Annotated in this window: 14 protein-coding genes and 2 tRNA genes; 3 read left to right on the forward strand and 13 right to left on the reverse strand. The window is 61.4% G+C overall.

What is annotated here, in order from left to right; all coding sequences use genetic code 11:
- Window positions 1-94 precede the first annotated feature (94 nt).
- The 4 genes from ACODRW_RS15165 to ACODRW_RS15180 all read right to left on the reverse strand — a co-directional run bounded on the left by ACODRW_RS15165 (window position 95) and on the right by ACODRW_RS15180 (window position 3,761).
- Entirely contained in the window at window positions 95-1,027 is a 933-nt protein-coding gene (locus ACODRW_RS15165) for a dihydroorotate oxidase (protein WP_227104449.1), read from the reverse strand.
- 145 nt (window positions 1,028-1,172) lie between these two features.
- Window positions 1,173-1,640: a bacterioferritin gene (bfr, locus tag ACODRW_RS15170; protein ID WP_043591049.1), complete on the reverse strand. Its 468-nt coding sequence runs from the start codon at window positions 1,638-1,640 to the stop codon at window positions 1,173-1,175.
- An 88-nt stretch (window positions 1,641-1,728) separates the two neighbouring features.
- Window positions 1,729-3,501 carry a ferrous iron transport protein B gene (gene feoB, locus ACODRW_RS15175; RefSeq protein WP_488906089.1) on the reverse strand — a complete coding sequence of 591 codons (1,773 nt, stop codon included), beginning with the start codon at window positions 3,499-3,501 and terminating at the stop codon, window positions 1,729-1,731.
- Window positions 3,498-3,761 carry a FeoA family protein gene (locus ACODRW_RS15180; RefSeq protein WP_488906090.1) on the reverse strand — a complete coding sequence of 88 codons (264 nt, stop codon included), beginning with the start codon at window positions 3,759-3,761 and terminating at the stop codon, window positions 3,498-3,500. The genes feoB and ACODRW_RS15180 overlap by 4 nt, the downstream gene beginning before the upstream one ends.
- A gap of 175 nt (window positions 3,762-3,936) precedes the next feature.
- Here ACODRW_RS15180 and dcd point away from each other — a divergent pair, with 175 nt between their 5' ends.
- Complete coding sequence (gene dcd, locus ACODRW_RS15185) at window positions 3,937-4,506, forward strand: dCTP deaminase (protein WP_048412542.1); 570 nt, start codon at window positions 3,937-3,939, stop codon at window positions 4,504-4,506.
- A 270-nt stretch (window positions 4,507-4,776) separates the two neighbouring features.
- The gene (locus tag ACODRW_RS15190; protein ID WP_488906091.1) at window positions 4,777-5,271 is read left to right on the forward strand and encodes a glutathione peroxidase; all 495 of its coding nucleotides are present in this window, start codon (window positions 4,777-4,779) and stop codon (window positions 5,269-5,271) included.
- Between the two features lie 16 nt (window positions 5,272-5,287).
- Here ACODRW_RS15190 and ACODRW_RS15195 read toward each other — a convergent pair whose 3' ends face one another.
- The 6 genes from ACODRW_RS15195 to ACODRW_RS15220 form a co-directional block, all read right to left on the reverse strand.
- Window positions 5,288-5,701, reverse strand: a complete 414-nt coding sequence (locus tag ACODRW_RS15195; RefSeq protein ID WP_227104458.1) for a YchJ family protein — start codon at window positions 5,699-5,701, stop codon at window positions 5,288-5,290.
- A gap of 2 nt (window positions 5,702-5,703) precedes the next feature.
- The gene (locus tag ACODRW_RS15200) at window positions 5,704-6,177 is read right to left on the reverse strand and encodes a putative periplasmic lipoprotein (protein WP_235087284.1); all 474 of its coding nucleotides are present in this window, start codon (window positions 6,175-6,177) and stop codon (window positions 5,704-5,706) included.
- 159 nt (window positions 6,178-6,336) lie between these two features.
- A complete protein-coding gene (locus ACODRW_RS15205; RefSeq protein ID WP_107798484.1) occupies window positions 6,337-6,741 on the reverse strand; it encodes a ProQ/FINO family protein in 405 nt (134 codons plus the stop codon).
- Window positions 6,742-7,198: 457 nt separating this feature from the next.
- A complete protein-coding gene (locus ACODRW_RS15210) occupies window positions 7,199-8,149 on the reverse strand; it encodes a PfkB family carbohydrate kinase (RefSeq protein ID WP_488906092.1) in 951 nt (316 codons plus the stop codon).
- Window positions 8,146-9,537: a purine-cytosine permease family protein gene (locus ACODRW_RS15215; RefSeq protein ID WP_488906093.1), complete on the reverse strand. Its 1,392-nt coding sequence runs from the start codon at window positions 9,535-9,537 to the stop codon at window positions 8,146-8,148. Before ACODRW_RS15215 ends, ACODRW_RS15210 begins: the two co-directional genes overlap by 4 nt.
- Window positions 9,538-9,541: 4 nt before the next feature.
- Window positions 9,542-10,552: an ADP-ribosylglycohydrolase family protein gene (locus ACODRW_RS15220; protein WP_488906097.1), complete on the reverse strand. Its 1,011-nt coding sequence runs from the start codon at window positions 10,550-10,552 to the stop codon at window positions 9,542-9,544.
- Window positions 10,553-10,889: 337 nt separating this feature from the next.
- On the opposite strand from ACODRW_RS15220, the gene ACODRW_RS15225 reads away from it, so the two are divergent.
- On the forward strand, window positions 10,890-11,624 hold the full coding sequence (locus ACODRW_RS15225) for a GntR family transcriptional regulator (protein WP_488906094.1): 735 nt from the start codon (window positions 10,890-10,892) through the stop codon (window positions 11,622-11,624).
- A 74-nt stretch (window positions 11,625-11,698) separates the two neighbouring features.
- Here ACODRW_RS15225 and ACODRW_RS15230 read toward each other — a convergent pair.
- The 3 genes from ACODRW_RS15230 to ACODRW_RS15240 all read right to left on the reverse strand — a co-directional run bounded on the left by ACODRW_RS15230 (window position 11,699) and on the right by ACODRW_RS15240 (window position 14,196).
- Window positions 11,699-11,783, reverse strand: a tRNA-Leu gene (locus ACODRW_RS15230).
- 365 nt (window positions 11,784-12,148) lie between these two features.
- Window positions 12,149-12,976 carry a 2OG-Fe(II) oxygenase gene (locus ACODRW_RS15235; RefSeq protein WP_488906095.1) on the reverse strand — a complete coding sequence of 276 codons (828 nt, stop codon included), beginning with the start codon at window positions 12,974-12,976 and terminating at the stop codon, window positions 12,149-12,151.
- A 1,146-nt stretch (window positions 12,977-14,122) separates the two neighbouring features.
- A tRNA-Cys gene (locus ACODRW_RS15240) sits at window positions 14,123-14,196 on the reverse strand.
- Window positions 14,197-14,288 lie beyond the last annotated feature (92 nt).

Below are 14,288 nucleotides of genomic sequence, written 5' to 3' on the forward strand. Positions count from 1 at the left end.
CTCTGCCGTTTTCGCCTTGTCTCGCCTTAGCTCGCGCGATCGTAAACACGCTCTATAGAAAAAAGCCCGGGTTCCCCGGGCTTTTTTCATGCGCTCACAGCGTCTTCAGCCGCCCGCGGAACTCATCCAGCCGCTGGTAACCCTTGGCCTGCATGATGGCGGCCAGCTCCGCCTCGATGCGATCGAAGGCGCTGACGCCCTCCTCGTGCAGGCAGGTGCCCACCTGCACCGCGGCGGCGCCGGCCAGGATGTGCATGAAGGCCTCCGCCCCACTCTTCACCCCGCCGCAGCCTATCACATGCTTGTCGGCCAGCAGCAGGGCGAACTCGCGCACATTGGCCAGCGCCGTCGGCAACACGTAGTCGCCGCCCAAGCCGCCCAGCCCGCCCTTGGGCTTGATCACCGCGGACTCGCTGTCCAGATCGATCACCAGGCCGTTGCCCACCGAGTTGATGCAGGTGACGAAGCGCAGCAGCGGGAAGGCGTTCAACACCGCGGCCATGGCGGCGAAGTGCGCCGGATCGAAATACGGCGGCAGCTTGACGCCGAACGGCCGCGCGTACACCCGGCTGATCGCCGCCAGAGCCTCGGCGCTGGCGGCGAAGTCATAGCCCAGCTGCGGCTTGCCCGGCAGATTGGGGCAGGACAGGTTCACCTCCGGCAGGCAGGGCAGCTTCAGCGCCGCCAGTTCGGTCAGGATGGTCAGGGTGTCGTCCAGCGTCATGCCGGACACGGACAGAAACAGCGGCTTGGCGTCGTCGTAAGCCTGGGCGTAGTCCAGGTAATAGCGGTAGCCCTCGTTGGGCAGGCCCATGGAATTGATGCTGCCCAGCGCGGTGCGCCGATAACGCGGTTCGGGATTGCCGGCACGCGGCTCCAGCGTGCAGCTCTTGGTCACCACCGCGCCGGCGGCAGAGCGGCGCACCTGCTCCAGTTCCTCCCGCGTGCGGCAATAGACGCCGGAAGCGTTGAACAGGGGGCTGGCCATCTTCATGCCCAGCCAGGAAACGGATAGATCCAGCGACATCGCGCCCTCCGGCGAATTCATCTGCCGGCGATGATAGACGCAAGCCTCGCCGGCCATGCTGCGCCAAGTCAAAACCGGCGCGGGCGCCCCAAAACAAACGGCCGCCCTGAAGGCGGCCGCGTCTTAACGCCGAAATCCCCGGAGCTTACATTTGGGACTGGATATAGTTCTGCTCGCCCACCATATCGATCAGGCGCAGTTGCTGCTCCAGCCAGTGGGCGTGGTCGTTCTCGGTCTCTTCCAGCAGCACCATCAGTTCCTGGCGCGTCACGTAGTCCTTCACGCTCTCACAGTGGGCCACCACTTTTTTCAGCAAGTTGCCGACGCGGTATTCCACTTCCAGATCGCTGGCCAGCATCGCCCGCACGTTCTCGCCCACCACGATGGGCACGCGCTTGGCCACGTTCGGCTTGCCTTGCAGGAACAAGGTGCGCGCGATCAGCACCCGCGCGTGCGACAACTCGTCCTCGCGCTCGTGATCGATGCGCTCGAACAGCTTGTGCAGACCGAAGTCCTTGTACATCTCGGCATGAATGAAATACTGGTCCGCGGCGGACAGTTCTTCCGCCAGCAGTTCGTTCAGCAACTCGATGGTTTTGGGATCACCTTGCATAAAACGACCTCTTGTTGTTGTAGTTCAATAACGCCGGCGGGCGCGCCGCCGGCGCGAACGGAATTCGCGAACCATTCATTCTAAGCCCTCAGGGCCACAGTTGCACGCCGGCTTGATAAAACGCGAACGACAACAACCAGGCCAGTCCCACCGACCACGCCACCGACATCGCGGTGTAGGCCTTGCTGCGCGACTCGCGGTACATCGCCGCCACCGTGGACAGGCAGGGCACGTAGATCAAGGTGAAGATCAGGAAGCTCATCGCCGAGCGCCAATCCAGATGTTGCAGCAAGGCCGCGCCCAGGCCGGCTTCCGGCACCCCGTAGATCACCGCCAGGCTGCCCAGCAGGATTTCCTTGGCGATGAAGCCGAACAGCAAGGCCGCCGCCAGTTCGTGGCGGATGCCTATCGGGTCCAGCACCGGGGCCAGCAGGCTGCCCAGAGCGTCGGCCAGGGTTTTGCCCTCGCCCGCCGGCACATGGGTCAGCAGCCAGACCAGCACCACGCCCAGCAGGATGAAACTGGAGGCCAGTTGCAGAAAGGCGCGCACCTCCCCCACCGCCCGGCTCAGCAAATGGCTCAAGCCGGGCAGCCGGTACGGCGGCACTTCCAGCAAGAAGGCCTCGCCGCCGGCGTAACGGCGCTTGAACACCCAGGCGGTAAACACCGCGACGGCGAAGCTCATCAGATAAAGGCCCATCAACACCCACGGCGCCTGCGTCGGCGTGAACAACAGCCCGGCGAAGAACACCACCACTTGCAGCCTCGCCGAACACAGCGAAAACGGGATCACCAGCATGGTCAGCAGCCGCTGCTTGCGCTCACGCATCACCCGGGTGCCCATGATGGCCGGCACATTGCAGCCAAAGCCCATCAGCTGCATCACGAAGCCGCGGCCGTCCAGCCCCAGCTTGGCCATGAAGGCGTCGGTCAGATAGGCGGCGCGCGCCAGATAACCGGAATCCTCCACCATCGCCATCAATACGAAAAACACCAGCAAAATGGGCGCGAAGGTCAGCACCGTCGACACCCCCTGCCAGATGCCGTCCAGCGCCAGGCTCTGCACAATCTCGGGCAAGGGCGCGAGCAAGGGCGTCAGCGCCTGCTCCTTGATCCAGTCCAGACCGGCGCCGGCCAGCTCCTGCAATGGGGTGCCGATCTGATACGTCAGATTGAACAGCAGCGCCATCAGCGCGAAGAACAGCGGCAGGCCTAGCCATGGATGCATCAGCCAATGGTCCATCTTCTCCGTCAGCCCCGTCGGCAGCACGGGCGGCAAGGCCCAGCACCCAGCCAGCCGCCGCTTGGCCTCCGCCATCGCCTCCCGGGTGTCCGGCACCGCGTCCAGCCTGGCGCGCGTCGCCGGGCCGCCGTCGTTGGCCAGCCGGTTCAAGCCCGCCATCAGCGGCGGCCAGCCTTGCATATGCCGGGCCGAGGCCAGAAACACCGGCGCGCCCAGGCGCTCCGACAAGCGCTCCACATCCACGCTCACGCCCAGGGCCTTGGCCTCGTCGGCCATATTCAGCACCACCAGGCAGTTGAGGCCGCTGGCCAGCACCTGCAAGGCCAGCGGCAGTTGCCGGTCCAGCTGGCTGGCGTTGAGCACCAGGACGGCGCCGTCGAAGGCGCTGGCCAGCAGCACGTCGCGCACCACCGCCTCGTCGTCGGAATAGCCGGTCAAATCATTGACGCCGGGCAAATCCACCAACTCCACCATGTGGCCGCCCAGCAACAGGCGCGCGCTGCTCAACTCTATGGTCAGGCCCGGCCAGTTGCCGACGCGCTGCGACATGCCGGTCAGACGGTTGAACAAGGTGGACTTGCCGGTATTGGGCAGGCCGATCAGGGCGAAACGCTTCATACCGCCACCCTCGCCACGATGAGGCGCGCCAGGCTGCGGCGCAGCAGGAAGCGCGTGGCGCCGATGTCCAGCAATAATGGCCCGCCCAAGGGCGCCGCCCGACGCAGATAAAACCGGCAGCCCGGCTCCAGGCCAAAGGCGGCGACGCGGCGCATGGCCTCTTCGGCTAGCTCCAGGCTGTCGACCACGCCGTGGCGTCCGGCGGGGAATGCATCCAAAGTCAACATGATGATCCGATCAAGAACGAGAATGGTTTGCATTAGTATATCCAGCCGAACCCCGTCGAATATCGGCAAACCGCGGCAATTCCCGCCCTGCTTGACCTGCATCAATAGCATTGTCCTATCCGGATCGACGATGGATTATCGATAGCCGGCCACTGCGCTTGCGGTTAAAATCGCGGACAATCAATCGACAAGCTACGGGCCCAAGACAATGAGCATCAAATCGGACAAGTGGATTCGCCGGATGGCGGACGAGTACAAAATGATCGAACCCTTCGAGCCCAACCAGATCAAGATGGTGGACGGCCAGAAGGTGATCTCCTACGGCACGTCCAGCTACGGCTACGATATCCGCTGCGCCGACGAATTCAAGGTGTTCACCAATATCAACAGCACCATCGTCGACCCGAAAAACTTCGACCCCAATTCCTTCGTGGAAGTCTCCGGCAAGGGCTATTGCATCATCCCGCCCAATAGCTTCGCGCTGGCCCGCACCGTGGAATACTTCCGTATTCCCCGCTCGGTGCTGACCGTCTGCCTGGGCAAATCCACTTACGCCCGCTGCGGCATCATCGTCAACGTCACCCCGTTCGAACCGGAATGGGAAGGCTATGTGACGCTGGAGTTCTCCAACACCACGCCGCTGCCGGCCAAGATCTACGCCAACGAGGGCGTGGCCCAGGTCTTGTTCTTCGAATCCGATGAAATTTGCGACGTGTCCTACAGCGACCGCGCCGGCAAATACATGGGCCAGGTGGGCGTGACCCTGCCGCGCCCCTGAAACGCTTCCCGCCAGCAAAAAAGGGATGGCTTAGCCATCCCTTTGTCATTTAAATCCCGCCAAATCCGTCCTCGCAATTTCACCTTAATGTTCTAGGATAAACAGAGGGTTAGCTGACTTTCCCGGTTGGTCGGCCCTTGTACAGCAATTGATTTCTTCTTGGGGCGTAGCGGTTCCCCCTTGCCGTTGCGCCCCTTTTTTTATCCGCCGATCCCATTGCCCTGCCTCCGGTTTCTTGCCATGATCTTCGCTTTGGCGAAAGGCGGAAATATGCCGGACATATATGATTTTTCCATTGAGTCTTTAAACGGGCAGACCCTGCCGCTGGCGGGCTATCGCGGCAAAGTGCTATTGCTGGTCAACACCGCCAGCGAGTGCGGCTTCACCGCGCAATTGGGCGGCCTGGAACAGCTGTACCAGCGCTACCGCGAGCAAGGCCTGGAGATCATCGGTTTCCCCTGCAATCAGTTCGGCGGCCAGGAGCCTGGGGACGCCGCCGCCATCGGCCAGTTCTGTCAGAAGAATTTCGGGGTCAGCTTCCCGCTATCCGCCAAGATCGACGTCAACGGCACCGACGCGCATCCGCTCTGGCGTCATCTCGTCGCCGCCAAGCCCGGCTTGCTGGGCAGCCGGCGCATCAAATGGAATTTCACCAAATTCCTGGTGGACGGCGAAGGGCGCATCCGCAAGCGTTTCGCCCCCTACGTCAAGCCGGCGGCGCTGGAGCGCGCCATCGAAAGCCTGCTGCGAACGCAGAAGCACTAGATTCTCTAGCGACAGCTCAGCTCAGTTCGCCGGACAGATAGAACCAGCGGCCGTCCTCGCGCAGGAAACGGCTGCGCTCGCGCATGCGTTCGGCCTTGCCGCCCACCTTGTAGCGCGCGGAGAACTCCACCACGCCCTCGGCGTCGGCCGCGCCGCCGGCCTCGGTCGCCAACACCTCCAGGCCCAGCCATTTGACCAAGCCGGCGTCCGCGGCCAGATCCAGCGCCTGCGGCCGGGTGCTGGGATGCCAGCTCGCCAGCAGATACGCCTCGTCGCCGCGCGCGTAAGCGGTGTAGCGCGAGCGCATCAAGGCTTCCGCCGTGGGCGCGGGCGCGCCGTCCGCCCCCAGGTAACGGCCGCAACAGGCCGCGTAAGCGCCGCCCAGCCCGCAGGGACAGCCGGCCGCGTCCGGCTTGGCTTTCTTGCCCATGCTCAAGCCCCCAGGGCCGGCAAGCCGTACAGCTTGAGCAGGAAGTTGGTGAAGGCAGGCTCGGCCGGTTTCGGATTCATCTTGGGCCAGCGTCGCATCCATTCCCGCAGACGCTCGTCCATCTTGGCGCGAAACGTTTCCTGGTCGATGCGGCCCGCCTCGCGCTCCACCGTCAGATAGCGGTACATGGCGAAGGTGTTGTCGTCGATGGGATTGGAGCCCACCGCCTTGAGCCGGAACGCGCCCAGTTGATCCGCGGCGGCCAGCCGGGTCAACTCGCCGCTCTTGACCTTGTCGGCCAGGCGGTTGGCTTCCCGCAGCAAGGCGTCCGATTTGGCGCTGGGCGCCGGCGCCGTCTGCGGCCGGCCCTTGACCGGCGAGGAAGGATGCGAGCTGATGGGCGCGCCCAATTGCTGCAGCGCGCTGCAGGCGGACAAGCTCAGGGCCATCGCGGCCCACAAGAAATAACGTTTCATGCCGGGAATTCTACTCCTGTCCTGATTCGGCGCCGCCACGCGGCGCGTTCTGCTGCGACCGCCCCGCCCACGCCAATGTTCCGTCCCGCCAATGCAAAACAGCCTGACAAACGGGTCTGTCAGGCTGTTTTACGTTCATGCCACGCGGCCGCGGCACGCTTATTCCGCCGCGTCGCCTGCGGGTTCGGCCGGAGCCGGGGCAGGGGCCGCCGCGGCCGGCTTGGGCGCGGACATCTGTTCCGCCGCCTTTTTCTCCTCGGCGCTGACTTCGCCCACCGGCTTGTTGGCCAGATCGAACCGCTTGCCGCCGCGCGCCAGAGACTTCACGTAGCGCGGCTTGCGACAGTGATTGGCCACCACGCGGGAGATCAGCGTAGAGTCGAACTGCGGCAAAGCCGCGATCAGGCTCTCATGGATGCCCAAGGCCAGCGGACGAAACTGGCGGAAAACGTCGAACTTGCTGTAGACATGATCCGCGATCATCTCGGTCTGCTTTTTCTTGGACAGACTTTGTACAGCGGACTTAAGTGCAGCACCGAGTGCCGTTTCAGTATTTGGCTTCATGAACTTCTATCTAGATCCATTGATGCAAAAGCAGCGCATGCTGCCCAATCAAGCGAAGCGCCGCAACCCGCCGCCCGGCCAGCTTGACAGCCGGTGAAAAAATGACGACATCGTAATGCGGTTTGACCAAGGCGCTCCGACAAGACGCCGGCGCGCCGTAAAAAATCGCCGAACATGGCGAAGGCCTGGAACCGGGCCCAAGCGGCGCGGCCGGTCCGAAGACCAGGCGCCCGCCCCCATCGACCGCCGCTGTTTGTCGGCGGAGGAGCCGACTTGGCGGTCATGGGCGAAAACACCAGACGGAACGCTCCGGGCGTTCCCTCGCTCGGGCTGGCGCTTACGAGGGAGGGAGAGTACTAAGTAATGCCCCTTGATGTCCAGCATTAGACGCCGATTGCGCCCTTTCCGCCCTTATCCCGTCTTTCTTTTGCCACTTTCTCAAGCGTGAGCCGGCAGCTTACAGGCAGGCGACGGGAAAGCGGCGATTCAAGCTGTCCCAGTCCGTCGCCGCGTCAGGGCCGGCGCTGGCCACCACGCAGGCCGCCAGCCGGTTGCCCAGATCCACCGCGTAATGCAGCGGCCAGCCGCTGGACAGGCCGGCCAACAAGCCGGCGCAATGCGCGTCGCCGGCGCCTATGGTGTCCACCACCGAAACCTGGTAGCCGGGCAGGTGCCACGGCGCGTCGGTGCCCGGGCACACCCAGGCGCCGTCCTGCCCCAGCCGGCAGATCAGCGTCAGCCGGTAATCCTTGGCGAAACGCTGCGCCGCCGCCACCGGATCGCCGTCGCCGCACAACAGGGCGATCTCGTCCCGGTTCAGCGTCAGCAAGGTCTCGGTGCCGCTCAGGGCGGACAGAAACGCCGGCTCCAGCAAGACGACGCGCGGACCGGGGTCTATCACCCGCAACTGTTCCGCCGGCAAGGCCAGCAGCCAGGCGCGCAACGCCTTTCCGCCCTCTCCGGCCAGTTCATAGCCGTTGGCGTACACCAGGCCGTCGGCGGGCAAGGGCAACGCGTCCAACTGCTCGCGCGTCCATTCCGTCTCGCAACCGGAGATCGAAATGAAGCTGCGCTCGCCGCTGGGCTCCACCATGGCCACGCACCAGCCGTTGTCGCGATCCGCGTTGCGCAGCAGCACCGGCAAGCCCAGCTCCCGCATGGCCGCGTCTATCGCCGCGCCCCAAGGGCCGTTGCCCACCGGCATGCCGTTGATCACGGGAGCGTTCAACTGGCGCAACGCTCGCGCCACATTGAAGGCGCAGCCGCCGATCTCGCGTTCCTGCTGCAACGCCTCCACGTCGGCGCCGCTGCGCGGCAAGGCCGGGAGGGTCAACACCACGTCGCCCACGGCGCCGCCCAAAGCCAGGATGGCTCTGGTCGGATGATAGTTTGGACACGGAATGGTCATGCGCGTCGCTCCTTCAGCAACAAATACAATCCATAAGCCAGCAAACTGGTCCCAAAGGATACAAACAGTCCCAGGCTGGAATCTGCGAAAACGCCCACCGCCAGCGGGCCGTCGATGAAGCCGGTCTTGCTCACCAGCAGGCCGCAAGCGGCGCCCAGCAGCCAGCACAGCAGCGGACCGCCGCGGAAGGCCTGCCGCCCGTCGCCGGACAGGGCCGCGGCCTCATAGCCTTGGCGGTGACGCAACAAGAGGTAATCCAGCACGAACACCGCCTCCCAGGCCGCCAGAAACACGCCGCAAAACAATAGAAACGCGATGAAGGGTCCCAGGAAGTCGCTGGACACGAACAAGACGTAAGCGGCGATGGCCAGCACGATCAGCGCATTGATGGACACCGCCTGCGCCTGACGAACCTTGACGCCTATGGTCAGCAGATTGAGGCTGGCCGAATACAGGCTGAGCACGGCCATGGTGACGATGCCGGCGGTAGCGGTCAGCAGATAGGGCACCGCCATCCAGGCCGGCAGCACCGCGCCGATCTTGGCGATGGGATTGGCCGCGCTGGCCAGATCCGGGATCTGCGCCGACAACAGCACACCGGTGAAGATCAGCAGCATCAGCGGCAGCAACGCCCCCACCATCACCGCACCGAAAATGCTGCCGCCGGACGCTCCGCTCCGCTGGTAACGGCTGTAATCGGCGCCGGCGATGGCCCAGCTGATGCCGGTGCCCGCGGCGATCACCGATACCGCCGGCCAGAAACCGGTCAGCCAGTCGCCGTCCGGCCGCGCCAAGATGGCGCCCCAGTTCGCGGTCGTCGCCACGTACAGAATCACCACCAGGGTCATACTGCCGAAGATCCGGCTCAGCCAGCTTTGCATCCAGACCACGGTGGCCTGGCCCAGCAGGCTGACCACGATGGTCAGACCGATGAACAGGAACAAGCAGACCGCGGTCAGCGGACGGCTTTCCGCCATGCCCAGCGACTGGCACAAGGCCGCCAGCGTCAAGGCGCCGGTCACCACATTGACCGCCTCCCAGCCCATCAGGTTGAACCAGCTGAAGGCGGTGGGCGCGGCGTTGCCGCGCAGGCCGAAAATGGCCCGCGACAAGGTCAGCGTGGAAGTGCGGCCGCGCTGGCCGGCGATGCTGGTCACCCCCACTAGCGCGAAACTGGCCACCCCGACCGCCGCGGCCAGCAAGGACTGGTAGAACGACAGCCCGAAGCTGGTGACGATGCCGCCGTACACCACGCCCAGGATGCCGATATTGGCGGCCAGCCATACCCAGAACAACTCCACCGGCCGGCCCTTGCACTCATGCTCCGGCACCAGATCTATGCCCGCGCTCTCCAGCCGCCAGCCGTCTACCGCTTGTACATCGCTCATCCCCTCACCCCCTAAACCGCAATGCGCACAAAGCCCGCGCGTAAGATTCGAAATCAACGCCATTCACGTCCCGGATGCGTTCCCGCCATGCGGCCGGCAAGGCGTCCGCCCCCTGCAAGGCGCCGCATACCGCGGTCGCCATCGCGCCTATGGTGTCGGTGTCTCCGCCCAGATTCGCCGCCAAGACCGCGCAGCGGCGCGGATCGCCTTGCGCGCAGTCCACCAGGGCCAAGGCGGCGGGCACCGACTCTATGGTGTCCATGCCGGCGCCCAAGGTCTGGTACAGCTCGGCCACCACGGCCGCATCGTCTTGGCCCCGCAAGCCTTCCGCCAGCTCGAAGCCCCAGGCCAGGCGCCGGCTCAGCAAGGGGCTGAACGTCGTCACCCGCTCCAGCTGCGCCAGATCGGCAATGGCGGGCAGCTCGGCCTTGATGTCGGACCAGGCCGCGCCCTCCACCGCCCGCGACACCGCCCAGGCGATGGTCGCCGCGCCGGCCACCGCGATATCGGACTGATGCGTGGGGCTACAACTCAGCCTCACCGCCTGCACGAAAGCCGCGCGGTCCTGGCTGGACAGCAGGCAACCCAGCGGCGCCACCCGCATCGCCGCGCCGTTGGTCACGCCGTTGGCGCCCAGAGAATCAATCGACTGGCCGGACAAAATAGCCCTGAGCGCGGCCTTAGAACTGGGCCCCAGAATATTCTTGTTGAAGGCGTCGATGCGCTCGGCCCAGGCGATGATGTTGTCCGCGATGCGCTCCGGCTCCACCGCGCCGTCCGCGGCGATCAACGCGTCCATCAAGGCGATGGCCTGCTGGGTGTCGTCGGTGAACTCTCCGGCGGCGAACTCGGAAGCGGCGAAATTCTCGGCCGGGCCCGGCAGAAAATCGTCTATCCAACCAAAAAACGCCCGTACCTGCCGCTGCGGCCACAGCTCCGAAGGCATGCCCATGGCATCCCCCGCCGCCTGCCCGTACAGGGCCCCGAGAATGGACTGGTAGCCCTTGCTGATCATCGTCAAACCCTGCCTCTCCGCCAGGATGCCCATCGACCGCCAGAACCCGTTTATGATCCGCCACGCGTCAAGGAAACCAGGAGCCGCCTGCGAAACGCTCATGCCTCACTGGCGCATTCCGCTTTCCCGGCTGTTTCGCCTTGCCCCGCCTTCGCGCAACGCGAGCGTAAACAGGAACCATGGACTTCGATTGGCATCGTATGATAAGTCCAATACAAATCCAATAGTACATAACCATACTATTGATCAGGAAAGCATGCCACAGAGCTCAGCCCACCCCATTGCCGTCGGCATTGATTTAGACTGAAGCCCGCACGCACAGGAGCTTTCACACGATATGAGCGAGATTCTGGAATGCCTGTCCGCCAGCCTGCGGCAGCCCGGCGCAACGCCGCGCTATCTGCTGATCGCCGACGCGCTGGAACAGGCCATCCGCCAGCACCAGTTGCCCGAAGGAGCATTCTTGCCGACCGAGCGGCAGATGGCGGAAAAACTGGGACTGTCGCGCGTCACCATCAGCAAGGCGATGGCGGAACTGGAACGCAAGCGGCTGATCACCCGTCAGCAAGGCCAGGGCACTCGCGTCGCCCAAGCCTTTCGCTATTCGCTCAACGACAGCGGAGGTTTCACCGAGCAGGTGCTGCGCAGCGGCGGCAGCGTGGCCAATCAGTGGCTGTTGCGGCGACGGGAAAGCGCGCCGGCCGCCATCGCCAGCCTGCTGCGCCTGCCTGTCGGCGCGGACATCGCCAAGCTGCGCCGCCTGCGGCTGATGGACGGCACGCCGGCGGCGCTGGAAACCACCTATATCCCGCTGGCCTACCTGCCCGAACCGGAGCGTCTGGAATACTCGCTATACCAATGGTGGGAACGCCATGGCGTCGAGATCGGCCGCAAGACCTTCCGTCTGGCCTCCTGCGCGGCGGATCAGGACAGCGCCGCCCTATTGCATGTGCAGACCGGCACGCCGCTGCTGCGCATCCGGCAGACCAGCTTGAACGCGGCGGAACAGGTATTGGAGTTCAGCGAAGTTTTGTGCCGCAGCGATCTCTATGAATTCGAGGCGCAACTTTAAGAGAAGCCGATAAAAAACCCGCCCAGCGCCAGGCTGTGCGGGTTGTTTTCGTCTCGTGGACGGTTTTGCCGTAGTGGTGCCCCGGGCCGGAATCGAACCGGCACGACCGAAGTCGAGGGATTTTAAGTCCCTTGTGTCTACCAATTTCACCACCGGGGCGAGCAAAGAGACGGCGATTCTATCCCAGAGCCGGGCCGCTGGCAAACAGGGATGGCTCCGGGCCAGACAAAGAGCCACTCTATAGGAAGCAGAGCCGGAGTTGAACGGCATAGGCAGATTTTCAATCCATCATGCACTCTAAGGCCCAACCTCCCTCAACCACTTAAACAAACAACTAACAAAAATCAATATAACAAGCTGGCGACCAGACTTGATATTGCTAAAAGAGGTCAACTTGTCATCCAAGTATCAACCTGGCCAGATTCGGTAGGCGGTACACCGAAAGCGGGATACGCCCTCTTCTTCGCTGAAGCTTACTAGCTAGTTGGCTAGCCTGCCGCTTATAATTTTTTTGCTAGCACCTCTTAATCATTTTTAACCCTCTTATTTATAAGAGACTTTCCTCGCCCTGTTTTCAACACCTTAGATACAAAATTTCGAAGCGCATTGTCGGCTGTTCCTACAAAGCGTTTGATGCTTTCATCAGGCCTGCCAGTAAAAGAAGTAACGTGAAAGTATTCTGTATGGTCAGGAGACTGTTTTGAGAAGTAGTAGTTTGATACGCAGCAACGTGGGCAATTAGCAACAACGGGACTCACTGAGTGCCAGCTTGTTTTGTTAGTTTCCATTACTGCCAACCTATTTGTCAGAGCTGCAATAGTTTTTGGAATTGTTTTATCTTTATTCCATAGCTCTAGATTTCCACCGTTCTCAATCCTCCACTCTGGCGACACATAGTAGAGCAGATTTAATCTTCTATAACGCAGACGATCCCCATCATGGCTATTGTCTATATGAGGATTTAGAAAATCTCCGGGAAACATCATCGACAGGCCACCGGCATACAAATTGGGATCCGGATCAATCTCAGCAAAGCCGACAAGCTCAGACAACAAATCAACGACTCTTTTGTCTTGTAGCGCATAGGTAATATCAGACAACACTTTGTCATAACTACTAAGATCTGCAGATGTTTTCTTCTTCTCTCGAAAGGATTCCCGATCAAAAAAACCATTACCATCTCTAGGAAATGCATTATAAATCTGGGCACATAATTCTGGCTCTAGAAGCTCATCAATAACAAAGTGCCTTGTTTCCGTCCCTTCAGGATTGAACCACTGCTGTTTAATTGACTCTGCAGACTCCGTTATTTTATTCAAAATCGTTAACGTAATTTTCTCTTGTGCATTCACAATCTATTATCCTTTGATGATTTTTTTCAATGGTATCCGGCCGAGTTAGACAGTAGCTTTTTCGACCCTGCTTTGTTTGAGAATTGATTTTTCACGTCAACCATCTATTCTTACAGAAATGATTACCCCTTGGATATACTCTATCTGGTGACTTCCCAAGGATTAACCAGAGATTTTTAGGAGTACACGCTACCCAGGGAGAAACGTCAATCCACACCTCAAATAACTGCTAATAAATTTTATCGGCAAGTACACAAAACAAACAGACTTAAGCAGCGATAAGTACTTACCCAAGCATTAATCTATAGCTTGCCAAATCCGAATATTGGTTTGGCCCCAGTCTATTTGACCGCATTACCGCTGATAGGAATCATACGGCACGCCGCACTCATAGTACATATGCAGCAATTCAATACCAAACGCCCAAACGAGCAGTGAGCCTCGGAGTTCGCCCCATGTTTCTACCCAGCAAGACGACGTCCTCAGCAGACATTGCGATCGGTCCGTACGTACTACCTTGTTGGCTACGGGTCAGCTACCCAACGGGGAGGGACCTCGTACCCGACGCACGGGAACATCGGTACTCACATAGCAACCAGAACGGAAGGGTACCTCAATTCATCGCAGCGGCCGAGGCCTCCCTGAAAATTCAAACGTCATTTGAAGCACCTAACAGAGCTAGCATCAAGTCTTCGGAAAACATTACTGGCCGAAACAATCGATACATTCAAGGCCGAAGCAGGCTATCACCGATACTTTGCTGAGCAGACTGCGCCGGTCCGCCCCACATCAACGCCCCCACAAAATATAGGACGACTCTAGTTTCTCGCTGAACAGCCAAGGTGACACAATGCCGTACTCCAGAAGAGCGCCGTCCCCTCACTGCCCCCCCCCCTCCTCGCTAGAAGACAATGGACGCAACGCTCGACAGTAAGCCTTTGCAACAGACAGTGCCCCGAGGTACTGATGTTTTGTGGCCATGCAAACTCGCGTAGTCGGCAAAAACTACAGTCTACGCGTGGTTCGCTGCTCTGAGCGAGTGGTTAAGGACCGAAATGGACGGGGAAAAGCTAGAATTTCGGTGGTTGACCGCTGGGGCCAAACAAAGCAAAAGCCCCGCAAGTCTTTGACTTACGGGGCTTTAACTGGAGGCGGGGGTCGGAATCGAACCGGCGTAGACGGATTTGCAATCCGCTGCATAACCACTTTGCTACCCCGCCGTTGCCGGCGAACCACCAGCCATGGCTGATGATTTTAATTTGGAGCGGGAAACGAGGCTCGAACTCGCGACCTCAACCTTGGCAAGGTTGCG

The sequence above is a fragment of the Chromobacterium sp. FG89 genome, from assembly GCF_057808735.1.

Excerpts from the sequence above, each read along its gene's own strand:
- ACODRW_RS15205 (WP_107798484.1), bottom strand. The coding sequence starts at position 6,741 with ATGAAGCCAAATACTGAAACGGCACTCGGTGCTGCACTTAAGTCCGCT.
- ACODRW_RS15180 (WP_488906090.1), bottom strand. The coding sequence starts at position 3,761 with ATGCAAACCATTCTCGTTCTTGATCGGATCATCATGTTGACTTTGGAT.
- ACODRW_RS15220 (WP_488906097.1), bottom strand. The coding sequence starts at position 10,552 with ATGATCAGCAAGGGCTACCAGTCCATTCTCGGGGCCCTGTACGGGCAG.
- bfr (WP_043591049.1), bottom strand. The coding sequence starts at position 1,640 with ATGCAAGGTGATCCCAAAACCATCGAGTTGCTGAACGAACTGCTGGCG.
- ACODRW_RS15190 (WP_488906091.1), top strand. The coding sequence starts at position 4,777 with ATGCCGGACATATATGATTTTTCCATTGAGTCTTTAAACGGGCAGACC.
- ACODRW_RS15210 (WP_488906092.1), bottom strand. The coding sequence starts at position 8,149 with ATGACCATTCCGTGTCCAAACTATCATCCGACCAGAGCCATCCTGGCT.
- ACODRW_RS15195 (WP_227104458.1), bottom strand. The coding sequence starts at position 5,701 with ATGGGCAAGAAAGCCAAGCCGGACGCGGCCGGCTGTCCCTGCGGGCTG.
- dcd (WP_048412542.1), top strand. The coding sequence starts at position 3,937 with ATGAGCATCAAATCGGACAAGTGGATTCGCCGGATGGCGGACGAGTAC.
- ACODRW_RS15200 (WP_235087284.1), bottom strand. The coding sequence starts at position 6,177 with ATGAAACGTTATTTCTTGTGGGCCGCGATGGCCCTGAGCTTGTCCGCC.
- ACODRW_RS15215 (WP_488906093.1), bottom strand. The coding sequence starts at position 9,537 with ATGAGCGATGTACAAGCGGTAGACGGCTGGCGGCTGGAGAGCGCGGGC.
- ACODRW_RS15165 (WP_227104449.1), bottom strand. The coding sequence starts at position 1,027 with ATGTCGCTGGATCTATCCGTTTCCTGGCTGGGCATGAAGATGGCCAGC.
- ACODRW_RS15225 (WP_488906094.1), top strand. The coding sequence starts at position 10,890 with ATGAGCGAGATTCTGGAATGCCTGTCCGCCAGCCTGCGGCAGCCCGGC.
- feoB (WP_488906089.1), bottom strand. The coding sequence starts at position 3,501 with ATGAAGCGTTTCGCCCTGATCGGCCTGCCCAATACCGGCAAGTCCACC.